This is a genomic window from Clostridium culturomicium, from assembly GCF_000821305.1.
GTDB classification, from domain to species: Bacteria; Bacillota; Clostridia; order Clostridiales; family Clostridiaceae; genus Clostridium_J; species Clostridium_J culturomicium.
On the sequence record NZ_CCXK01000017.1, the window covers coordinates 595,047 to 619,124 of the forward strand.

Below are 24,078 nucleotides of genomic sequence, written 5' to 3' on the forward strand. Positions count from 1 at the left end.
TGATATAAATGAATGAAATTTTTAGTCCAACCCTAGTAATGTCAGTGGGGCCTTCTGCAAATAAGGCCCTTGGACATTTAAAAGAAATGCTTATAAGTATTCCAGACTATCTTAATGATGTTATAGAGTTATATGAAATGAGCGACCTTATAGAGGTTGAAGCTCATATACAGAAAATAATTGATGATAAGCTACTTAATGCAAAGAAAATAAATAGGCTTGTGGATTTAGGATATAAGATAAGGACAGAAAGTACTGCCAATATACAAATAAATATATTTTTATACTGGGACTTGTACGAAACTGATTTCCCTATGAAGGACCTTATGGAAATACTGCTGAAGGTGAATTACTGTATGGTGGACAAAACCAAGCATTCTGGAATGTCCTTGTTTATCCTTCCAGTGCTGGATAAGGAATGGGCCTATGCCCCTAAGGAAAGCAATGAAAAATTAAATGAATTAAAAGCTGTGGTGGATATCCTAAAGAAGGATGAAAATATTATTAATATAAACTCTAAGGTTTACTTGACCCATACTGTGGCTAGAGATGGTCTAAGAATACCAAAGAAGGAATTAGAATATCTTATTGCTTTAATGACGTATTTAACAATTCTTCCGTCAGAAAATCCTTTACTCAATACTTATAATAAAAGGCTCATGATGCACGAAAAAGACTTTAAGATTGGGACAATTGGTATTTCCACCTTAACTGTGTTTAAAGACAAGTTAAAAGGGGAGTTCAGCCAGTATCTTTCCAATGATTTAAAGGAGTATGGAAGTAATCACTTAGAAGAAGTGGATTACAATGTTTATACCAGCAATACTTTAATTAAAGGGAAGAATATTTCAAACCTTTTAAGTGCAGGTATACCTTTATTCATAAACAATGAGGACGTGCTTGCAGTGCCTGAAAAATATGAGATAGAAGTTGGTAAGGAAAGAATATGGAATAGGCAGCCTCATATATATAAGGAGCTTTTAGATAATAAAGAAAGTAAGCTTAATAAGGAATTCCTTGGTGAAGTAAAAGAAGAAGTTGTGTCAAAAAAAGAAAAGTTACTCCTTGAAACAAAAGGTAAGATTTATAATGACTTAAATAGCATTATCCTTAATTATAGTCTACTTCAAGGAAAAAGCTACTTAGAGGATTTGCTGGGAAAAGTAAGAAAAGAATCAGTTAAATTTAGAGCAGAAAAGGTGGAGAAGGATTCAAATTTAAAGGAAAAGTTGATTTCAAAGATAGAGAGCTATCCAAACTTTAAGGGATATTGGCTTAAATTTACTTCGATTTTCATCTTCATGATTTATGCTTTGCTTTTAGCTTCAAGTAAAGTTACTTTAGTTTCCAGGGAGACAAAAGCCGGTTTTATTGTGCTTCTTTTAACCTTTATCGTTTCAATTACAGTGGTTGAGTATGTTTTTATGGATAAACAGTTTATAAAATTCATAAAGAAGTATATAGAAAACATTTATATTTACGGTGCAGCAAGTCTTAAAAAAACCATTGCAGAAGAAGTTCGTAAGTATTATGAAGAAGTAATTATGTATATAGAAGCAGAGATTAAAGCTGTTGAGGAAAGCATCATAGGCTTTAATAATCTGGAGGTTTATAGTTTTGAGAATAGGGATAAAGAGGAAGAGCACTCTGAAGTATTAATTACGGATCTTTTAAACTCTGAGGATAGGAAAAGGTTCTATGATAACAGGAAAAAGCACCTTCGAGGAATATATTCTAGGTTTATGGGTGAGATTTCTGGCTTTGAAAGCTTAAAGGAACCCTCCTGTAATAAGACTTTAAAAGAGTTTTGCTTCAATATTGCAGAAGAGAATATCAATATTGATTTCTATGATTTTCTTAGATTCAAATGGGAAAACAACTTGGGTAAAGAAGTGGGTAAATGGATGGAAAAGGCTGTAGTTAAATCCAAGGAATTGCTTCAATATAATCAAGATTATGATTTAGAGAATCAAAGGATATTTGTGGGTTCAAAGGTGTTTAACCATGAGTGTAAAGATACAATAATAAATTCTTTAAACAATTATAAACTTAGCAACCTTGAAGGCAAAGGTATCTACACAAATTCCATATCTTTAATTAACCTTACCTTAGGAATTAAATTAGAAAAAATAATTCCTTTCCAGTATATTGAGGGGAGGGATAAAGATGATTAGTGTTACAGGGATAATCCTTCTAATACTCATTTATGTAATTCCTTTGAATCTTGTTATTTATAATGGTTGTGAAGTCATTAGTGATCAGATTATTAGTGAAATGGTAATTGAGGTTGTGGAGAAGCACTATGTATTTATAGAAAGAAATCTTAAAGCAGTATTGGTAACCATACACTACATTCTAATAATTCTTCTTCTCTTTATCATAATAAGATTTTTACTCTATGTAATTCAAAGGTATTTATATTTGGATAAGGATATTGATGTGTATGAGAAGTTAAGTGATATTTTAGTTAAATATGATAAAGGGCTGGAGCACATAAACTTCTGGGGTAAATTTATAATTATAGCAATTTTCATTGTGCTAATTTATTTTAAAATTTATGATATAAGGCTGGTTGTATTTGGTATTCTTCTTATATTATTTGTATTTAGGAAGTACAAAGTTAAAAAGAAAAGAAAAAAATCAATAATCCGTATAACTAAAAAGCCAGATAATGAAGAGATCCTTGAAGAAAGAGACCCTAATGAAGATTATAAATTGTTAAAATGGAAATATGATTGCAATTCCATAAGTGTAAAAGAGCCTATTCTCCTGGAGGTTGAGTTTAATATTACCAACAACCATAGGGTAATGGCTGGAGCTACAGAAAGAGAATTTGAAAAGAATGTCTTTGAATTTTCAAAAAAGGTACAGAACCTTTGCAAGACATATGAACTTTCTAAGAAGCAGAGGATTGAAGTAGTATTAACACTCATAAGCAGCTTTAAGGTAGAGGAGGAAAAAGAAGAAAAAACACCAGCCCAGGTTATTACTGCAGAAGCTGGAAACTTCTTAAGTCTTGGAAGATGTGCCATTGAAATACTAAGAGCAATGGACCTTGATGTGGTAGAATTCTTGGTGCCTTATGAAAAAGGAGAAACAAAGATAACCTTCGCCGTGGAGGGAGCTGACTTAGAAAGTGAGGACAATTACTTTATAAAAGATAATAAAAAGTATTATTACTGCGAACTCTTAGGACAAGGTAAGTTTTATATGGGTCATCAGAAGAATATAGTTGAAGAGCCAAGATAATTAGCAATTAAATGAGAACTTATCTATTTATCAGGAATATGATAATAAAAACAAGGATGTTTGGTGAGTTCTATGGATAAGGTAAAGGATATTACTGAAATACTTACACTAAAAAAAGCTGTATATATTTTGGAACGTCTTCAAATGAAATGCGATTATGAATATATGAAAAAAAATCCGGATATTTGTAAGTCCATAGTTGTATTGTTTGAAGATGATTTTGAAAGTATTTAAAGCTAAATAAAAATTAAGAAAAGATAATGTGATGCTTTTTTAAATCACATTATCTTTTTTAGGTTAACAATAGATTTTTTTACAGATGATTTTAAATAGATATAGTGATGTTTTAAAACCTTTCATAATAAAAATAATTATAAAGATTATTTCAAAAGGTGGTAGATTCATGTTCCTTATACAGGAAAAATTACTTAATTTGTGATAGTATAGTATTGCATAAAGATGAAGGGAGGACATAAAAAATGAAGAAAAATACTAAAAAATTTTCAAGCTTAATTGCGGTGATATTTGCTGCTTTATTAATTGGAATAACAATATTGTCAAATAATACTGACAGTGAGCATTATAGCGCAGGTAATAGCAAAGAGGAAATAACTGAAACTGATAAGGGTAGTGCTGATCCTTCAAAAAAGGACACAGCTGAAGATGACAAGGAAACGGAAAACAGTTCTAAGGAAGAGCCTTCAACAGATTGGACAGAGGATATATTTGCAGGCTATACTCTTATAGAAGTTGATGGTGGAGATTTATCAGGTCACAGAGAGCCTAACGTGGTGGTTGATATAGGCTTTGGAGACAGAGAATATTATGCCTTTACCAATGAATACGGTCAGTTAGTTAAAGTAATAGCTAAGGAAATAATCTTGCAAGACGATTCAAAAGAGCCTGTTACTTCAAGTGGAAGATATTACAGAGATGAAGCAAAAGTGCCTGGAGTTGAAAGCAAGAACTTAGATGAGGGACATGTTATAGCAGATTCCCTTGGAGGAGTTTCTAACGCTTACAATATAACTCCTCAAAATAGTACACTTAACAGACATGGTGACCAAGCTTATATGGAAAAGGTTATAAGAGATGCTGGCGGTTGTACAGATTTTGTTGCAATAATAACTTATCCTAATACAACGACTCAAATACCAAGCCATTATAGTTACACTTACACCATTAAGGGAAATGTTATAAAGGATGAATTTGATAATATTAATCCTGATGAGTATAATGCAAGTTTAGAAAGCAATACATCAACTAGCAATTCAAATTCTAGTAGTAACACAACTGCTCCAGCTGAAAACTCAAGTTCTGGCAGCAATACAACTACGACTGTTGATAACTCAAATACTAGTAGTAATGCTGGTAGTACAAGCACCGCTGGAACAGTATATTGGACACCTAATGGAAAGAGTTATCATACCACAAAGGATTGTTCTACATTATCAAGAAGTAAAACTATTTTAGAAGGAACGCTGGAGGAAAGCGGAAAGAGTGATCCTTGCGATAGATGTCATTAATTATTAGATTACGAATAATTCCTCTATAAATTTAATATGTTTATATATGAAGAAATTTATAGGAGTTTATTGTATATGTATTTTCCTTATTTTAGAGGCAAGCAGTATGAGCTAATGGCATTACGAGGATTAGTTGAGAAGAAGCTGATATCCAAAAGAGTTATACCAATAATTGAACCAATTAAATTTTCTACTCAATTTATTAAAACAGTAAAGACATTTATAAATAGCAAAAGAAAAATTGTAATTATCCATAATCCACAGGTGGGAGAATATCCTGCAGGATTGAACAGCCATGATGAAAGATTTATTAATCTTCTAGCTAATGAAAATGTAATTGTGGGGCATATAGTAAATAGCAACTCTAAAGAAGAGTTGGAGCTATTGAAGGAGATTGGTGTAAAGCTGGATAATTTATTGGTAATTAACAATAATAATGAGCTCTATGAAGAAACCTTTAAAGAAAATGAGCCTAAATATATTGTAGTACCTGGCTATGGCAGGCCGGGAGACAAAAATATAATTCTTCAGGATAAATTTAATAAGCAGAAAAGAAACGCTGATTATGGTGAAGAGCCAGAATTGTTTTCCTATGAGCATATAATTTATGATGCTAATAAGTACTGTGGGTTTTCAGACTATTCTTTAGTAGGTAGTAATTATACCACCGGAGGCGGTCCAGCTTATGCAATAGCTCTCCATATTTTATATTATAATAAGGAAAACATCTTATATGTAAGGCACTTTGTATCTGACTCCAAGGATGGAACTAAAAATCAAAAAGGTAAGTTCCTAGAAGCAGTTGGAAAGTTTAGTAGCTGGCTGGAGTCTAATAAAAAATATCATACCTATGCAATAAATGAATTATTAAATTATTACAATATGAAACATTATCCAGGGGCAGGAATGATAAAGAAGCTATCCATAATGCATCATTTGGAGATAATGAGCAGATATTTAGAGAAAAAGTGTAAGTGATGTAAATTTGTTAAATTCCATTAAGACTATAGCTTGATACTTAGCGCAAGTATTAGTTTTTTTAGGCATCTAGGAGTGAATGAAGAAGAAATTCTTCATAATGAAGCGGAAGTAGATGCCTACTTTATGAACTAGTGAAAGATTATAAATAATTTAATATTATAAAATAAGCCTGAAGTACTAGTTACTGCAGGCTTATTTTATCTAGTTTATTGATTTTTATTATTAACTACTGTAAACAAATTATGGAATGAGTTGCATTGAAATTATAATGTTTAAGAAAAGACCTCAACAAAGATAGTTTTGGTTAAAGGAGTATTTAGGATAGGCGTAGAATATTAGCGTTAGGTTTAAGCTAATAGTCTATTTGAGGAGTGGTGGGTAAATGAGTAATACATCAAAAGGTATTTGTGATGAAATTGGAATCACAGAGGAACAGCGAAAAAGGATATTTTCATTTTGATGTACAGGATAAATAATATATACGAATTTAAAAAGAGTTAGATTTATCACCTTGGAATATAAAATAAGGTGTATTAATTATTAGTGGATAATATATGAAGATAATAAAAGATATGATAATAGGATTAAATTAGTTACGAGGGAGAATTAAGATGGTTTCATTAATTGTAGCATATGGTAACAATAAAGTTATAGGAAACTTAGGTAAAATGCCGTGGGATATTAAAGGGGAGTTAAAAAGATTTAAAGAGCTAACTACAGGGAATGTGGTTATAATGGGAAGACGTACTTATGAATCGATAGGTAGACCACTTCCAGACAGAATGAACATAGTAATATCAAATACAAAGGAATACAATGAGGTTAATGTTAAGACAGCCAAATCATTAGAAGAGGCAATAAGAATGGCTGGGGATAAGGAGATTTATATCTCTGGTGGTTCTAGGGTTTATGAGGAAGCATTGTCTATGGTTGAAAAAATGTATATTACGGAAGTGGATATAACAATTGATGGGGATACATATTTTCCAGAATTTGATGAAAGTAGGTTTATAAAAGAAATTAATGAAAAGGTAGATGGAGAAATTCCATATGTTTATGTAACATATACAAGAAAATAAACTTTGAGAAGATGAAAAAGTATTAGAAGTAGAATAAGAGTGTTAATGAAGCAATTATTATTAATATTTTAGATTTTGACCATATTCAGAATTAAGATAATGAAATTAGATAAGCAGTAAGTGTATTGCATAAAATTAGTGGCAACAAAGATGTAGTTGATTTGGTAGAACTTAGAGAAAAGGCTATTAAGGATAAAATTTTCTAACATCTTTTTATATGACCTGATGTACTAAAGTTGTAACACCTCCATCTAATTGATGATACAATCAAATTAGAAAAGGTAGACTTACGAGTAAATATGAAAATAATATAGTTTTATCATGATTTATTAGTATATCTTTTGTGTATTTTAGAAAAAGGATTAAATAGATATAGGTCGAATTATAAAAAAGAACGCTTATTAAAATGCAATGAGTGGGATTTATGACATAAAATATTTGTGAGCAGAGGTGAAGAGTATGGGAAAATTCAAATCACTAACATCAAAGGATGTTAAGGAACTGGATGAATTGTTGAGGGTTGCAGATTCTATTTTGGGCACATCAACACCGGTAATTAAGGGAAATCCTAAAGTTGCTACAATAGTAGGTACAGCTATTGGTGGAACCGCTGGAGCGGCAATTGCTACTAGTGCTGGAACTGTAGGTATAGCTGGAGTAACTGCAGGTTTATCTGCCACTGGAGCTGCAGGATTTATTGGAATGGGAATTATATCTACAGTTGCTTTGCCAATAACGATAATTACTTTACTTGGTACTGGAATTGGTCTTTTAATTGGGAAAAATAAAAGTATGAAAAAAGAGCAGCAAAAGCAGGCTAATTACTGTAAGGAGCTTGCAAAAAAACAGCAAGAAATATATGAAAAGTATGAAAATGCTAAAAGAGAGCATGCACGTACCGATAAGGAGAAGGATGACATCATAAGAAAGCAACAGGAAAAGATTTTAGAATATGAAGTTATTTTCCAAGCATTAAGAAAGAAGCGTGAGGGCTTAGAGGGAAACCTTTCATTTACATAATATGGGGGAAGCGTGAAGGTGGATAAAGAGTTATATGATGTTTTAAAAATGCAGCGTGATGATTCCGAAAGATTAGTTTCTGAGGAACAACAGTTAATTGATATTGCTCGTAAGAATAATGAAGAAGCACAACGTTTTAATGAAGAGGCTGATAAAAAACTCCAAGACAATAAAGCTTGGCTTCAATCATTAGGTATTTCACTTGATGACATTATTCCAGAAGCACATAAAAAAGCAGAGACAGAAGCAGAAGCATTAATAGCTGAAGTAGAAGAAGCTAATAAAGTATTTGAAAAAAAGCCAATTTCATATGAAGCTTTAGTAGAACTTGCACATAGCAGGGGCTACGAAAATACTGTAATACAAGACTTGCTTACTGAGGAGGAAATTCAAATAGCAGACCAGCGATTGGCATCAATAGAAGAGGAGTTTTGTGCAGAAACTAAACTTAAAAAAATTGATTTAGTATTTTTGGTTACTGCTATTGCACTTCAGGTTGTAAGACAATATGTTATAACTCCATTTTCTGATAGAGGGATTGCAAATGATGGTTCTAAGATAATGGAAGATAAATATGGCAAGGATGGAAAGTTGCGAGGAAGGTATTATTATGCCACTGAAGAAACAATTGTAGGACAGAAAAAAGTACCGTACGATGTTATCGCTGGTAGTAAAAAATATGGTATTGGAAGAGATGGAAAAGGATTGGACGGTAATTCTCATAGATTTAGGTCCTTAGGTCATGATCCTATTTTAGGATATTTGTTTGGAACTGCAAATATTATGACCAATACTGCTACATGGTGGAATGGAACTTCACATCATATTCAGTATAAGCCAAATTCAAAAGGTGTTTATGTGCCTACTATTGCAGCTAATGCTAATACTGAAAAAATATTTGATGCCGCAGTTACCAGATTTAAGAGTGATGGAGGAAAGAGAATATTAGTTGAAGCATTAGTGAAGGAACATTTGCACCTGAAATCTGATGTTTCCACAGATGGGTTACCAATTCCATTTTTACAAACTATTTCTCCAGATTTTGCACAGACATTAGCAGAGCATGGATTAGATTCAATAGCACTAGGAGATATAGCTAAGCAAGCAGCAGGAGCAGAGTTTATAAACTTTGTAATTTCAACTATACATAGTTTGATATGTGCTGAGAATGGCGAAATGGATAGAAAGCTTTATCAGGTAAGGACAAAGAAGATAATCTTAATATCTAATGTAATTGCCTCAGCAAGTAATATTATTGCAGTAGGTATTGCTGCTGGGATAGGTGTTGCAGGAGAAAATCCAGATGCTGTAAAAAAATCATTGAAGTACTTAGATGTTGGGGGAATACTTGTAACCATTGCACATCTTTTTACTGATTTGCGATTTATTTTTAAAGTAAAAGAGGAATTTATTAAAAGTAAGTTAGATGCACAATTAATAGAAGAAATTAATAAGCTTGATAAGTATCTTGAAGATTAAATTACTTAAGTTGCCTTGGCTAAATAAAGATTTGGAGGCTCGTTATGAAGACAATAGAAGTGGTCGCCGCAGTTATTAAAGAAGGAGACAAGATTTTTGTTACTCGTCGTGACTATGGTGACTTTGAAAATATGTGGGAATTTCCTGGTGGAAAGGTTGAAGCAGGAGAGGCTAAGGATGCTGCTCTTATCCGTGAGATAAAGGAAGAGCTGGAGCTTCATATAAAGGTTTCAGATTTGCTTGTTACTGTGGATTATGATTATCCTAATTTTCATTTAAAAATGGATTGTTTTCTTTGCAGTATTCTAGGTGGAGAACTTAATCTCAATGCTCATAATGATGCTAAGTGGGTTAGGATTAGTGATTTAGATGAATTAATCTGGGTTCCAGCGGATGTGATTGTTGTAGAAAAAATTAAAGGATGCTTCATCTAGCAATTATAAAGAGCACAAAATATGGATGTGACTATAGTAGAAAATTTAAAGGCTTATAAAAGAGCTTGAGTCATAGGTAAGTGTTTTTTACATTAGAAAATGGAATTCAGGATATTATGTAATAAAGCATATATCAAAAATGTAACATCAAGATATTGCATGTTTAATATAAGCTTTATCTTTATATAATTTATAAAACACCACAGCTTATTAAAAGTTGCGGTGTTTTTATTTGCTTATTTTATTAAAAGGCTTTGAGATGATATATTATACGGATTTGTTAAAATCTATATATTTTTGAGCTTTAATAACAACACCTAAGGAAAAGAGATTTTCTGGGTTTGAAAGGTCATAATTAATTAGTTTTTCTATGAACTTTAAGCGATATGCAAGGGTATTTCGATGAATAAATAATTCCTCTGCAGTATTACTTTTAATCCCCATATTTTTTATAAATACTGATAAAGTGTGAAGAAGCTCAGTTCCATTAATTTTGTCATAATTTTTAAGTTTCGCAACAGTTTCATTGACAAAATCCTTTAAAAATGTTTTGTGGGACAGGTGGAGAATGGTTTGTTCTAGCCGTGCATCTGAAATGAACAAATATCCTTCTGATAATCCTTTTGCTCGAAGTATAGTTATTGCATCTCTTACATCTTCATAGTGGTATCTAAGGTTACCATAGCTATCTATATATTGGTAGGCACCTGCAAGTAAAGACACATTTAATTCGTAGGAAGATTTATGTAAAATTATTTTTAGGATATTTTCAATTTCTATTTTGCTTTTATTACCTGATATCAGGCATATAAAGCTGTCATTTTTTATTATTATTCTTGAGTTATCCTGATGTGTATTAAATGATTCTTGTATTATAAGATTTACATTTGTTTTCAAGTTTTGAATTGAAGTTTCATTTAAATCTGTGGTTAAATTTTCAAAATTATATATATCAAATATTATTAATGAAAAAGGAGGAGTTGGCCATTTAAAATTTGTTGCCCTATAAATAGCTTCATCACTTTTTATATTTCCAGTAATTATATCTATCAGCAGATTGTTTTCCATCATCTTACGCTGTTCATTTAGAGCGGCTAATTTCGAAAACTCTAAAGCACAAACAGTGGCAGCATGGTCAATTATTATATTTGTCATATCATTAGGCTTTTCTGTAGAGTCAATAAAAATATAGCCTCTAATAGTATTTTGTAAAAGAATTTTTCTTGCAATATAAAAATGAGTAATAGTATGGTCTATTTTATTTTCAAACAAGAATGTTGTTTCATTACATAGAGAAAATTTCTCAAGTTCACCTAATTTAGTTTTAATAAAATCATCAAGACGTGTAAGGGGAGATTCCTCGTTATTATCATTGATGCAAATTGGAGTGAAATTAGGTTTAGTAATTTCTACATTAGATTTCATAAGCATTGAAAGCATTTTTGTTATAGCTGGCAAGCCTTCGCCACTAATTTCCAATTCTAAAAATTTTGAGTGAATATGTTGAGAAAATTCAAGCTGTCTGCTGTGTTCATCTGTTAAAGCTTTTGTAAGAGGTCCAACTATATCAATGAAGTTAAAGTTCTCTGGAATTTCAATAAGTGGAATACTTAACTTATTTGCTATTTCTAAAGCTTCCACAGGAATTGGACCAGTAAATCTGCTTTTAATGGCAAGAGCACTGCATTCTGCACTATGGAGATCTTCTACAAGCTTTATTATAGAAGAGGGTGTATTTCTTAGAGCATAACCTGTTGTAATCAGCAATTGATTTTTAATTAGCCAGGGTTTTATATCAGGAATTTCCATTGAACCAACATAGCTAATTGGATTATCAAGTCCAGTATGACCGGCTAAGATATTACATTTATTCATTCCTTCAAGCATTAAAGCTTGTCTAACTGTTAAAGACATAATAACCTCCTTGTAAATTAGTTGTTATACAGTATGATATTATTCGTAAATCTAAATGTCAATATTTATAATATTTTAAAAAAATATAGTTGTTGTGCATTTTGCACTTTATTTAATGGAAACTTTGTTTAAATTGAATAATATTATTTGTTTGTTTAATAGAATATAATTTTAATTAACAAGATGATGAATTATCAGAAGATTCTATAAAGTAAATCTTGTTATATAGGATATTTCAAAGGAGGTCTATTATGATTAATAATCAAAAGGGAAATGTTGAAGTGTCAAGTAAGACAAAGGGAATATCAGCATTTGAACCCAAAATTCTAGTTTTAGGCTCGATATTAGCATTTCTAACTGCGGGAATATGTATGCAGATAATTGGTAAAGTTGGTACAACCCCGAACACGTCTATAATCGGTGCGGTCTTTGCCATGGTTTTTGCAAGAATTCCAATTCAGGCAATGAAGAGCTTTAAATCCCTTGAAAGGCAGAATCTTTTACAGACTATTGTATCTGGAGCAGGTTTTTCAGCAGCAAACTGTGGTTTCATCGGAGTAGCAATTTTATTTATTATGGGTGAACCAGGGTATATAGTTCCAGTAGCAATTGGAGCAATAATAGGTTCTGTTATCTCAGTATTTGTTGTGGGAAATATATTTGATTCTAAGATTTTCCCAGCACAAGGAGCATGGCCTCCAGGGGTAGCAACGGCAGGAGCAATTGAAGCAGGAGACCAAGGGGGAGATAAGAGTAAAAGATTGTTACAAGGTCTTGCTTTGGGAGTTGTTGGAAGTTATCTCAAGATACCAGTTGCTGGTATAGGGATTGTATTTATTGCAAACTTATACTCAATGATTGCTTTAGGAGTTGGGTTAATTTTACGCGGATATTCAAATCAAATATTTGGGTTTGATATTGGGGCAACTTCAATTCCACAAGGTATTATGATTGGTGCGGGTTTAATGGCATTAATTCAATGTATCTTAGTCATAACTAAGAAAACAAAGAAGAAAGAAGAAGAAGAGTTAAGAATTACTGTAAGTGATAAGAAAGCTTCAAGAACAATATTTGCATCCTTTGGATTACATTTTGCGGGAAGCTTAGTTCTTGCTTTAATATCAGGTATAGTTGGAGATATGGGATTTGGACAACTTGTTATTTGGGTTTTATGGACAGGTTTCTCTTCAGCTGTGGCAATGCTTCTTGTTGGAATGGCTGCCATGCGTTCAGGATGGTTTCCGGCTTTTGCAATTACAACTATATTTATGACTTTTGGTGTATTAATGGGATTCTCACCATTATCAGTAGCAATAATGACAGGATATATAAGTTCAACAGGACCATGTTTTGCAGATATGGGATATGACCTTAAAACAGGATGGATTCTACGTGGTAAGGGACTGAATCCTGAATACGAATGTTACGGTCGTAAACAACAAGTTTTTATTGAAGCTATTGGTGTTGTAATTGGTATTGTAACAGTTTTAATATTTGGTACAGCCTTCATGAAGGAAGGATTATTCCCACCTATTAGTAATACTTTTGCAACTACAATTCAGGCAGGGGGTAATCCAGCATTAATAAAAGAGTTATTAATTTGGGCTGTTCCTGGAGCAATTATACAATTAGTTTTTGGAACAAAGATGGTAGGTGTGCTGTTTGCTACAGGTCTTATTCTTAACAATCCAATTTATGGTGTAGGTGTTATTTGTGCTGTTATAGCAAGGTTAATCTTTGGCACAGAATGGATGGAAGTTAGAGATGCAGGACTTATTGCTGGAGATGGTATCTATGGCTTTATAACAAGTGTAGTAAAAGCATTCTTCTAAAATAGGAGGTTTTTAAGATGAGTAAAGGTGTTAAGTTAGATAAAAAATCCCTTGAATATGCAATTTTAGGAGGAACCATATTAGGGGGAGGCGGTGGAGGTTCTCCTGAAAAGGGAGATGAATTTGCCTCCATAGCAGTGAATTATACAGACTTAAGATTAGTTGACATAAATGATATAGATGAGGATGCCTTATTACTTACAGTATCATTAGTAGGAGCGCCTAATGCTAAGGATAAATGGCTATATGCTAGTGATTTTGCAAGGACTATAGAACTGTTTAAAAATAACTGTGATATAAAGCTTGGTGGGATAATAACAAATGAAAATGGAGGAGAAGCCACTGTAAATGGCTGGCTACAGTCAGCTTTAACAGGACTTCCTTTAGTTGATGCACCTTGTAATGGTCGTGCTCACCCTACAGGTGTTATGGGAAGTATGAATCTTCATAAGGAAAAGGCTTATATTACAACACAAAGTTTTGCAGGTGGAAATCCTGAAACAGGAAATTATGTTGAGGGTGTTTTAAAAGGAACTATAGAGCATACTTCTAAGCTTGTTAGGATGGCTGCAGTTGAAGCAGGTGGACTTGTGGCAGTGGCAAGAAATCCTGTCACAGCAAAGTATGCTAAGGAAAATGCAGCTGTGGGAGCAATTACTCATGCAATAGAGGTTGGAAAAGTTTATTCTAAAGGTCTTGAAGAGTGTCCAGAAACAGCAATGAATGAACTTTGCACTTTCTTAAATGGAAGAGTGCTAGCTAAAGGAAAGGTAACAGAATTTGAGATTCGATATGAGGGAGGTTTTGATGTAGGACGTGCCCTTATAGATGGAGTGGAAATAACCTTCTGGAATGAGTACATGACTGCTGAAAAACAAGGGCAAAGGCTGGCAACTTTCCCAGATTTGATAATGACATTCGATGCAAAGACTGGTACGCCTTTAACTAGTGCCATGATGAAGAATGATATAGAAGTAGTTGTATTTGCAACAGGAAAAGGTAATATTAAGCTTTCAAAAACCATGGGTGAAGAGGAGCTTATAGCTGCCTGTGAACCTATAGTAAATAAAGAATTAAATAAATATAATAAATAGTCAAGGTAGGGGGAAGTAATTATGCTAATTAAACAGATGATTGAGGTTTATGATATTTTAGATGATATTAAGGCCAATGGAAAAAGAGTTGAGGAGTATTTAAGAACAATTAAACCAGATGCAGATATAGAGGTATATCCTTTAGTTGGACCAAAGGGAACCACTGATATGATTAAGATTAGAATTCCTGGAACTGACGGAAAAACTAAAGGTGGTTCAGCTCCAACTCTTGGGCTTTTGGGTAGACTAGGAGGGCTAGGTGCCAGACCAGAAAGAATTGGATTCGTTTCTGATGGAGATGGAGCATTAATTGCTTTAACTTTAGCTGCTAAGATTCTTGATATGCAGAATAAGGGTGACGAACTTCAGGGAGATATATTTATTTCAACACACATTTGTCCAACAGCACCAACTCGTCCACATACACCGGTGGCATTCATGGATTCACCAGTTAACATGGCACAGGTTAATAAGGAAGAGGTAACAGATGAGCTTGATGCAATCCTTTCTGTGGATACTACAAAGGGAAATAATGTAATAAATACTTGTGGATTTGCTATTTCTCCAACAGTTAAAGAAGGATATATATTAAAGACTAGTGATGACCTTTTAAATATTATGCAGATTACAACAGGTAAACTACCAGCTGTATTCCCATTATCTGTGCAAGATATTACGCCATATGGAAATGACTTATATCATATAAATAGTATTTTACAGCCTTCAACGGCGACTAATGCACCAGTAGTTGGAGTAGCAATAACTGCAGAAGTTGCAGTCCCAGGTTGTGCAACAGGAGCATCTCGCTTTAATGATATGGAAAGTGCTGCTCGATTTATGCTTGAGGTTGCTAAGTCTTATGGAAGAGGACAATGTGAATTCTATGATAAAGAAGAGTTCGGAAAAATTATAGAACTTTATGGAACAATGAATCACATTCAGACATTAGGAAAAGGAAAGTGATAAGTAGATTGTATTAAGTTATTTAATTTTGCAACCTCACCAAAGCCTGGTGAGGTTGTCTTTAAAGAGGTGTAAATATGATAAAAGTAGGTGCAATAACAATAGGACAATCTCCAAGGAATGACGTTACTCCAGATATAATACCAATTTTAGGTGAGAATATAGAGTTGATTCAGGCTGGCGGATTAGATGGACTTACAAGAGATCAAATAGAGAAATTTTCACCTTCAGAAGGAGATTACATTTTAGTATCAAAATTAAATGATGGAACATCAGTAAGGTTTGCAGAAAAGCATATATTGCCAAGACTTCAACAGTGTATTTATGATTTAGAGGAAAAGGGTGCAGAGCTTATTTTATTTTTATGTACGGGAGATTTCCCAGATATATTTAAATCGAGGGTGCCATTGATTTTTCCATGTCACGTGTTAAATGCACTAGTTCCAGTTCTTTCGAGCAAGTCTAAAATTGCTGTAGTTACACCTGATAAAAGTCAAGTAATGCAGTGTGAAAATAAATGGAAAAATTATGTTAAGGAAGTAACTGCGGTTCCAGCATCTCCTTATGCAGATAATAAAGAGCTAGGAGAGGCGGCAAAAATCATTAAGGATTTAGATGTTGATGTAGTTGTCATGGATTGTATAGGCTATACAGAGGAAATGAAGCAGAAATTAAGAAGTGCTTCAGGAAAGAGTATTATTTTATCAAGAACAATAGTAGCAAGAGCAGTCCGCGAAATGTTGGATTAAGGAGGAGTAATTATGGATATGAAAGAAAGTGCAGTTTCAGTGCTTAAAAACTGTATGGATGCGAAAGCAGGGGAAAGTGTTTTAATTGTAACGGATAATATAAAACTAAAAATAGGCATGGCCTTATATGAAGCAGCAGTTGAAATTGGATGTGAAGCAATGCTTATGCTCATGGAAGAAAGAGAAGTTTCTGGAGCAGAACCGCCAAAAGCTGTGGCAGAAGCAATGAGAAACAGTGATATAGTAATATGTCCAACGGCGAAATCTCTTACTCACACTAATGCAAGGATTAATGCAGTAAAAAATAATGCAAGAGTGGGTACTATGCCAGGCATCACAGAAGATATGTTTTTGAAGGGTGCCATCACTGCTGACTTTGTAAGAGTAGAGGAGATAACAAAAAAATTAGCAGATATGCTTAGTGAAGCTAAAACTGCCAGAATTGAAAAAAATGGTCTTGTGCTAACCTTAGGACTTGAAGGCAGAAATGGAGTTCCAAGTCCAGGAGTTTATAAAACACCAGGAACAGGCGGAAATCTTCCATCTGGAGAAGCTTATATAGCTCCAATTGAAACTATGGCTGAAGGTGAAACAATTATTGATGGGTCAATGGTTGGAATAGGAAAGCTTGAGGAACCTTTATATGTAAAAATGAAAGATGGAAAATTAACAAAGATTGAAGGAAAGCATAGTGAAAAATTAGATATTCTATTTAGGAGTGAAAATAATGGAACAATTGCAGAATTAGGAATCGGTACTAATGAGAAGGCAATACTATGCGGAGTTATCTTAGAGGATGAGAAGGTATATGGTACAGTGCATATTGCCTTTGGAACTAACACTTCATTTGGTGGAGTAAATAAAGCAGATTGTCACATGGATGGAATAATTTTAAAGCCAGATCTTTATTTAGATGATAAGGCTGTAATTATAGCAGGTGAATTTGTAATATGATAAAAGTAGCACAGTTTACGTTAACGGCAGATGAAGCTAAAAGACTTATAGCATATGGGGTATGCAATAGTGAGTTATTTAAAGATGTGTTGATAAATCATAGAATATTATTCAAAGGTTCAACTACTGTTTCAGCATTAGTGCAGAGAGCTTTAAATGTGCCTCTTAGAATTTGTGGCCGTATTACTGAAAATGGAATGAAAGCCAATAAATATCAAAGCCAAGGTGCTCATTGGCTGTTATGGGACAAAGAAAGTGTAGAAAATGTAGATGAAAATGTGGAAGATATTATAAAATCTTTTAATAGTAAAGATTTATTTATTACTGGAGCCAATGCCATTGATGCCTTTGGAAATGCAGCCTTGCTTATAGGTTCACCAGGGGGTGGTGGATATGGAAAGGTATTAGGAGCAACCTATACTGAAGGATTTACTACATTAATACTAACTACTAGTGATAAGCTTATTCCAGGTAATATTAAAGCTTTGTATGGAAGCGTTCATAGAAAAGGCTGTGATTATTCTTATGGAATGGCTTGTGGGTTAGCTCCAATTGAAGGAGAAATTATAACTGAATTAGAAGCAGTAAAGTTAATTGCTGATGTAGAAGCTGTCATCTTTGCTCGAGGAGGAGTAGGAGAGGCTGCAGGTGCATCTGCAATTCAAATTTCAGGAATGGTAGATGAGGTTGAAAAGGTTCTTAGTGCAGTAGATGAAATACGTAAGGAAAAAGAAAACCTTGGGGAAGAAGTAAGTTTAGAAGAATGTAGCTTTCCTTCCATGGGATGTGGTCATCATTTAAGTTGTAAATTCTCAAAGAAAAATACAATACATTCACTATAAGGATAAATATAATTATAAGCCTAAGATAAAGTTTAAGTTAATAAGTAAATTTTATTATTATGGGGTGATATAGTGGAGTTTAATGTAGGAATAATAAGGGTCTTAACAACGGACAATAAAGAAATTTTAAATGCTCATGGGAATATAATTGAGAAATACTTTCCAAACCTAAGGATTGAAAGCAAATGTATTCCTAGTCAATATGAAGGAATACACAGCCAAGAAACAAAGGCAATAGCAATTCCCAAAATCATTGAACTAGCAAAGGAATTTAAGAATAAGGATGCAATTATAGTAAGTTGCGCTGATGATCCAGGGGTAGAAGAATTAAATAAGATATATGATATACCCATCATAGGGGCAGGAACTGCTGTTACCATGTTATGTACTGGTAAGGATCAAAAGGTTGGAGTTTTAGGCATAACTGAAGAGATTCCGGAGCCCTATAGTAAGAATTTAGGTCCTCGTGCAGTGAATTTAGGACTGCCCGATAAGGTTAGTTCCACTTTAGATTTAATGACAGAGGAAGGGTTTGAAAGCTGTATTAAAAAGGGTGAAGAATTAAAGGCAGAAGGAGTAGACTCAATAGCCTTGGCATGTACTGGTTGTTCTACTGTAGGACTTGCTTCAAAGTTGGAAAAGCACTTAGGAATTCCAGTTCTTGATCCAGTGATTTGTGAAGGGTTAATTACTTATTATGAATTAATAAGAAGAGTATAGTTTTTAAATCAATGAGGTATAGAGTATTTAAGTTTATTAAAGCATAGTGACCATATGACCTTAGTCGTAAAAAAATTAAAGTCTTATAAAAGAAATTTACTTTCTTCTATAAGCCTTTTCCTTAGTCTTTAGTTTGTAATTTACTTTTGTATATAAAGGTAGGTTTGCTTTAGTATATTTAGAGTATTGACGCATATGTAAAATTTATATACATGATTTTTAGTTTTTTTAAAATTATGAGGTTAGATAATTATATAAAGGATCCTTAATAATTAGCTTTGGTCTTAAAGATAAATTAGAATCAATGAAGCCTTAACTGTATTAACAAAGCATCATTTACTTCCAAGGGTAGAGGGAGGAACAGAAGGCGTAAAAAATAAGACCTATAAAGTACCCACAAAAGGTGGTGTACTTTATAGGTTATTTTATGTTTTTCAGCTATTATAAATAGTAATGAACCTAAGGACCTTTACTTATTTTCATTAAATCTACTTTCAATAACATCCCAGTTTATAATATTAAAATATGCATCAATATAATCTGCTCTTCTATTTTGATAATCTAGGTAATATGCATGCTCCCAAACATCTATAGTTAATAGTGGAGTTAAACCTAACTCTAAAGGAGTATCTTGATTAGCTGTTTTAATGACACTTAAATTTTTATTTTCATCCATCACTAGCCAAGCCCATCCAGACCCAAACTGCGAAAGGGCAGCTGCCTTAAATTCTTTACGGAATCCTTCTTCTCCACCAAAGACTTTATTTATAGCATCTAATAAAGACGCTGAAGGCTTTGTTGTACCTGAATTAGTCAGTGCATCAAAGTAGAAGTAATGGTTAAATACTCCTCCTCCGTTATTGCGCACAGCTGTGGCAATGGATTTATCTACACTATCAAGGTTTGAAAGTATAGCTGTTAGAGGTTTGCTTTTAAGGTCTGAATCATTTTCTATTGCCTTATTAAAATTGTCTATGTATGTTTTTAAGTGTTTATCATGATGGTAGTGTAATGTGCTTTCACTGATAGATGGGTTAAGTGATTGGTACCCATAAGGTAAGTCTTGTAATGATACTGGATATTGTAACATAAAAATTCCTCCTAAAAAATATAGATTTATATAAATAGCAAATAGCTATTTTGATACTTTACAGTGTTTATTTTCATACAGTTTAAGTGATTTTATTCAGAAACAAAAGGTACTACACTTTATAGGGTATCATATTTTTAAAGTAAATAGTTGTATTTATTAGATATTTAATAATATTTTATAAAAATATTTACAGTAAATTTAATATAACTAAGGAAAATTAAGTTTTATAAAGTGGGGTTATTATGAAAATTATTGATGCAAAATAAGAACACTATGAAGAAATATTAAAATTAAATGAGAAACTGGTACATTTTTTATCATCTATGAATATGGAAAAATTTAAGAAAATGAGTGAGGAAACAACTCTAAATAAGGTTGTAATTGAAGAAGGTGAAGTTGCAGCATTTTCAATGGTATTCTCACAGGGAAAACAGTATGACGGCGTTAACTATAAATGGTTTGATAAGAAATATGAAAAATTCCTTTACGTTGACAGAGTTGTGATTTCTCCAAAGCAACATAGAAAGGGAATTGGTAAGGAGCTTTATACCTATGTATTTGATTATGCCAAGGAAAATAATTTCCCAGTGATCACTTGTGAAATTGATATTAAGCCTATAAATGAAGTTTCTTTAGCTTTCCATGAAAGTATGAGCTTTAAGGAAGTGGGAAGACAAGAAATAAAGGGCGGAGAAAAGGTGGTTTCGCTGCAAGCTAGAGTAGTAGAGTAAATGAAATAAAATGTTAGAATGAAAGAATTTTAGATATTATTATGCACTTATAGAAATATAAGTGTTTTTCTTTGCCCATAATTCTCCATAATATGCTAAAATTATTAATATAAACTAGTGGCGGTGATATGTTATGAAGCAGGGACTTTACGAGGCTGTTATTAATGAAGATATTTTGAAGCAGCTTGAGGCATTAAAAGAAGATGAGTTTATTATAGATAAAGAAAATATAGATAAAGAAGAGGCAAAGGTTATTTTGTCTGGGTACATAGAGAGGGTTATTAGAAGAGCCCTTAATTACATAAGGGATAAAGAGAAGGAAAAGGATCAGAAGCTGATAAAGCAGATTGAGGCCTGTAATGAGATAATTAGTATTCTTAGCAGAGTTTCAAATGAGGAGGATCTTAAAGAGTATAGGATTGATGAAAGGGGAGAAATTCTAACAGCTCTTTATTCAAAGATAAATAATAATAGGACAGTGACAAGAGAAAAGGCAGTGAGGCCAGCAACGCCCCTTTCACAGAGTTCACTATTTACTGGGGCAGCCTTAGAGCCAAATATGCTGGGGGAACTTAATAAGGAGATTGTTTCCTGTGACAGCATTGACCTTTTGGTGTCTTTTGTGAAGTGGAGCGGCATCAGGTGTCTTATGGAGAGTTTGAGAGAGGCTGCAAGTGCAGGGAAACCTATTAGGATAATTACTACTTCTTATATGGGAGCTACGGATTTTAAAGCAATTGATGAGTTAAGTAAGCTTCCTAATACGGAGATTAGGATTTCCTATGATACAGACCGCACTAGACTTCATGCTAAGGCTTATATGTTTAAGCGTGATACTGGATTTACAACGGCTTATATAGGTTCCTCCAATATTTCTGGCGCTGCACTGACTTCAGGTCTGGAGTGGAATATTAAAATTACGGAGCAGGATTCCTTTGATATTGTAAGAAAGTTTGAGGCAACCTTTGAGAGTTATTGGAATGATGGAGAGTTTGTTTTATATGAGGGCAGTGATGAGGATAAGATGAGACTGAAGCGTTCCTTAAGAAGTGAGAGGATTAGTGAGGGGGAGGACTTTAACTTCACCCTGGATATAAGACCTTATTCCTATCAAAAGGAGATTTTAGATAAGCTTCAGGTGGAGAGAAATTTATTTAATAAAAGAAGAAATCTTCTTATTGCAGCTACAGGTGTTGGAAAGACTGTTATTTCTGCCTTTGATTATAAGAATTTCTGCAGGGATAATCCTAAAGGTGTGAATCGTCTTTTATTTGTGGTTCACCGTGAGGAGATTTTAAAGCAAGCCAGGGATACCTTTAGGGCAATCCTTAAGAATAACAACTTTGGTGATTTAATGGTGGGAGGAAGAACACCAGAGAGTCTAGACCATTTATTTGTGTCTATCCAAAGTTTAAATAGTAGAAATCTTTGTGATATAACCAGCAGTGATTTCTATGACTTTATAATTGTGGATGAGTTCCACCATGCCTCTGCGCCATCCTATCAAAAACTTTTGGAGTATTATGAGCCAAAGATTCTCCTTGGACTTACAGCCACACCGGAGAGAAGCGATGGTAATGATGTGTTTAAATATTTTGAAGACAGAATCAGTGCAGAAATCAGGCTTCCAGAGGCCATTGATAGAAAACTTTTAAGTCCCTTCCAGTATTTTGTGGTGACGGATTCAGTGGATTTATCAAGGCTGAAATGGAAAAGGAAAGGCTATGATTTAACAGAGCTAAGCAACATTTACACTGGAGACCATATGAGGGTCATTCAGATTGTAAACAGCTTAAAGAACTATGTGACAGATATTAATAAAGTCATTGGGTTAGGTTTCTGTGTTAGTGTGGACCATGCAAAATTCATGGCAGAAAGATTTAATGCTATGGGCATTCCAGCCATGGCCTTATGGGCTGATACTAAAGATGAAGATAGAAGGAATGCAAAGGATAGATTAGTAAGGGGAAAAATTAAATTTATCTTCGTTGTGGATTTATATAATGAAGGAATAGATATTCCAGAGATAAATACAATTCTTTTCTTAAGACCTACAGAAAGCTTAACGGTATTTCTTCAGCAGTTAGGAAGAGGACTTAGATTAAGCGAAAATAAAGAATGTTTAACAGTATTAGACTTCGTGGGACAGGCTCATAGGAATTATAACTTTGAAGAAAAGTTTAGAGCTTTAGTGGGTAAGACAAACCACAGTATAAAGGAATATGTAAACAGCGGCTTCTTAACTCTTCCTAAAGGTTGTTATATTCATATGGAAAAGCAGGCTAAGGAGTATATACTGCGAAATATAAAATCAACAGCAAATAATAAAGTCAATTTAATTATGAAGCTTCAAAGGTTTAAAGAAGAAACTAACTTTGATTTAACCTTAGAGAACTTTCTAAACTATCATAATCTAACTTTAGTAGATTTTTATGGGAAAAATGGAGACAGAAGCTTTTCAAGATTAATGGTGGAAGCCGGTCTTAGGGAAGATTTTGAAGAGACAGCAGAAAAGGAAATAACAAAGAAGCTTAAAAATATCTTTCATATAAATTCTCGAAGATTGATAGAATTCCTGAAGGATATAATAGAAGGAAAATTAAATATCCATAGCTTAAACAAGGAAGAAGAACTAATGTTAAACATGATGTACTATACCTTCTATAATGGTACACCAGAAAGTGAGGGTATAGAATCTGAAACTAAAGCCATTGAAAAGCTGCTTAATAATCCAGTATTAATGAAAGAAGTCTGTGAGATTTTATCCTTCAACTATAACAATATAGGCTTTATGGATAAGCAAGTTAACCTAGAGTTCCCATGTCCATTGGATCTTCACTGTGAATACTCAAGAGATCAGATAATGGCAGCTTTTCATTACTTCAATGAAGAAAAGAAGCCAGCCTTTAGAGAAGGAGTAAAATACTTAGAGGATAAAAAGATAGATATTTTCTTAATAACTCTAAATAAAAGTGAAAAAGACTTTTCACCATCAACCCTATATGAAGACTATGCCATAAATGAAATTCTATTCCACTGGCAAAGTCAAAGTACAACCTCCGTGGAAAGTACAACAGGTAAAAGATATCTAAATCATAAAGCTTTAAACAGCAAGATAGTTCTCTTTGTAAGAGAAAATCAGCAAAGAGATGGTATAACAGAGCCTTACACTTATCTGGGACTTGCAGATTATAGCAGCCATAGTGGAAGTAAGCCAATAAGTATTGTGTGGAAGCTGAAAGAAGAGATTCCAGGAGGAATGGTTAGGAAGGCTAATAAGGGGATTGTGATGTGATTTTAGTGTTTTGCATACGCAGAGATGATTGAGATGAGGATGAGGTATGCGCTTGATTAGCAGTATATGTTGAGATGATGGATACCTTTCCTAAAAAAAACAGATAGGGATATCTAGGTAGAT

Annotated in this window: 20 protein-coding genes; 18 read left to right on the top strand and 2 right to left on the bottom strand. The window is 33.3% G+C overall.

Annotation, left to right across the window (positions count from 1 at the left end; genetic code table 11):
• The first annotated feature begins 8 nt into the window (after window positions 1-8).
• The 9 genes from BN1075_RS15185 (at window position 9) to BN1075_RS15220 (ending at window position 9,768) form a co-directional block, all read left to right on the top strand.
• Window positions 9-2,174, top strand: a complete 2,166-nt coding sequence (locus BN1075_RS15185; protein ID WP_040194072.1) for a hypothetical protein — start codon at window positions 9-11, stop codon at window positions 2,172-2,174.
• Entirely contained in the window at window positions 2,167-3,249 is a 1,083-nt protein-coding gene (locus BN1075_RS15190; RefSeq protein WP_040194073.1) for a hypothetical protein, read from the top strand. The genes BN1075_RS15185 and BN1075_RS15190 overlap by 8 nt, the downstream gene beginning before the upstream one ends.
• Before the next feature lie 72 nt (window positions 3,250-3,321).
• On the top strand, window positions 3,322-3,483 hold the full coding sequence (locus tag BN1075_RS21655) for a hypothetical protein (RefSeq protein ID WP_156132802.1): 162 nt from the start codon (window positions 3,322-3,324) through the stop codon (window positions 3,481-3,483).
• Between the two features lie 245 nt (window positions 3,484-3,728).
• Window positions 3,729-4,775, top strand: coding sequence for a DNA/RNA non-specific endonuclease (locus tag BN1075_RS21235; protein ID WP_081911626.1), 1,047 nt, complete (start codon window positions 3,729-3,731; stop codon window positions 4,773-4,775).
• A 75-nt stretch (window positions 4,776-4,850) separates the two neighbouring features.
• Window positions 4,851-5,753 (top strand): sce7725 family protein, encoded by a 903-nt coding sequence (locus tag BN1075_RS15200; RefSeq protein ID WP_040194075.1) that lies wholly within the window; start codon window positions 4,851-4,853, stop codon window positions 5,751-5,753.
• Window positions 5,754-6,367: 614 nt separating this feature from the next.
• Window positions 6,368-6,835, top strand: a complete 468-nt coding sequence (locus BN1075_RS15205; protein ID WP_040194076.1) for a dihydrofolate reductase — start codon at window positions 6,368-6,370, stop codon at window positions 6,833-6,835.
• Between the two features lie 459 nt (window positions 6,836-7,294).
• A complete protein-coding gene (locus BN1075_RS15210) occupies window positions 7,295-7,855 on the top strand; it encodes a hypothetical protein (RefSeq protein WP_040194077.1) in 561 nt (186 codons plus the stop codon).
• Window positions 7,856-7,867: 12 nt separating this feature from the next.
• Complete coding sequence (locus BN1075_RS15215) at window positions 7,868-9,334, top strand: hypothetical protein (protein ID WP_040194078.1); 1,467 nt, start codon at window positions 7,868-7,870, stop codon at window positions 9,332-9,334.
• A 44-nt stretch (window positions 9,335-9,378) separates the two neighbouring features.
• Window positions 9,379-9,768, top strand: a complete 390-nt coding sequence (locus tag BN1075_RS15220; RefSeq protein WP_040194079.1) for a (deoxy)nucleoside triphosphate pyrophosphohydrolase — start codon at window positions 9,379-9,381, stop codon at window positions 9,766-9,768.
• 267 nt (window positions 9,769-10,035) lie between these two features.
• Here BN1075_RS15220 and BN1075_RS15225 read toward each other — a convergent pair whose 3' ends face one another.
• Complete coding sequence (locus tag BN1075_RS15225) at window positions 10,036-11,682, bottom strand: PucR family transcriptional regulator (protein WP_040194080.1); 1,647 nt, start codon at window positions 11,680-11,682, stop codon at window positions 10,036-10,038.
• A gap of 251 nt (window positions 11,683-11,933) precedes the next feature.
• Between BN1075_RS15225 and BN1075_RS15230 the strand changes: the two genes are divergently transcribed.
• The 7 genes from BN1075_RS15230 (at window position 11,934) to BN1075_RS15260 (ending at window position 18,836) form a co-directional block, all read left to right on the top strand.
• Window positions 11,934-13,514 (top strand): OPT/YSL family transporter, encoded by a 1,581-nt coding sequence (locus tag BN1075_RS15230; protein ID WP_040194081.1) that lies wholly within the window; start codon window positions 11,934-11,936, stop codon window positions 13,512-13,514.
• A gap of 17 nt (window positions 13,515-13,531) precedes the next feature.
• Complete coding sequence (locus BN1075_RS15235; RefSeq protein WP_040194082.1) at window positions 13,532-14,608, top strand: DUF917 domain-containing protein; 1,077 nt, start codon at window positions 13,532-13,534, stop codon at window positions 14,606-14,608.
• 21 nt (window positions 14,609-14,629) lie between these two features.
• Complete coding sequence (locus BN1075_RS15240; protein WP_040194084.1) at window positions 14,630-15,571, top strand: DUF1177 domain-containing protein; 942 nt, start codon at window positions 14,630-14,632, stop codon at window positions 15,569-15,571.
• Window positions 15,572-15,648: 77 nt separating this feature from the next.
• Window positions 15,649-16,320, top strand: a complete 672-nt coding sequence (locus BN1075_RS15245) for an AroM family protein (RefSeq protein ID WP_328286196.1) — start codon at window positions 15,649-15,651, stop codon at window positions 16,318-16,320.
• Between the two features lie 12 nt (window positions 16,321-16,332).
• Window positions 16,333-17,274, top strand: coding sequence for an aminopeptidase (locus tag BN1075_RS15250; protein ID WP_040194085.1), 942 nt, complete (start codon window positions 16,333-16,335; stop codon window positions 17,272-17,274).
• Entirely contained in the window at window positions 17,271-18,116 is an 846-nt protein-coding gene (locus tag BN1075_RS15255) for a hypothetical protein (protein WP_042387385.1), read from the top strand. Before BN1075_RS15250 ends, BN1075_RS15255 begins: the two co-directional genes overlap by 4 nt.
• A 72-nt stretch (window positions 18,117-18,188) precedes the next feature.
• Complete coding sequence (locus tag BN1075_RS15260; RefSeq protein WP_235777820.1) at window positions 18,189-18,836, top strand: aspartate/glutamate racemase family protein; 648 nt, start codon at window positions 18,189-18,191, stop codon at window positions 18,834-18,836.
• Window positions 18,837-19,305: 469 nt separating this feature from the next.
• Here BN1075_RS15260 and BN1075_RS15265 read toward each other — a convergent pair whose 3' ends face one another.
• Window positions 19,306-19,926 carry a superoxide dismutase gene (locus BN1075_RS15265; RefSeq protein ID WP_040194087.1) on the bottom strand — a complete coding sequence of 207 codons (621 nt, stop codon included), beginning with the start codon at window positions 19,924-19,926 and terminating at the stop codon, window positions 19,306-19,308.
• Window positions 19,927-20,258: 332 nt separating this feature from the next.
• On the opposite strand from BN1075_RS15265, the gene BN1075_RS15270 reads away from it, so the two are divergent.
• Window positions 20,259-20,660: a GNAT family N-acetyltransferase gene (locus BN1075_RS15270; protein ID WP_197072328.1), complete on the top strand. Its 402-nt coding sequence runs from the start codon at window positions 20,259-20,261 to the stop codon at window positions 20,658-20,660.
• A 133-nt stretch (window positions 20,661-20,793) separates the two neighbouring features.
• Window positions 20,794-23,955 carry a DEAD/DEAH box helicase gene (locus tag BN1075_RS15275; RefSeq protein WP_040194088.1) on the top strand — a complete coding sequence of 1,054 codons (3,162 nt, stop codon included), beginning with the start codon at window positions 20,794-20,796 and terminating at the stop codon, window positions 23,953-23,955.
• Window positions 23,956-24,078: the final 123 nt, after the last annotated feature.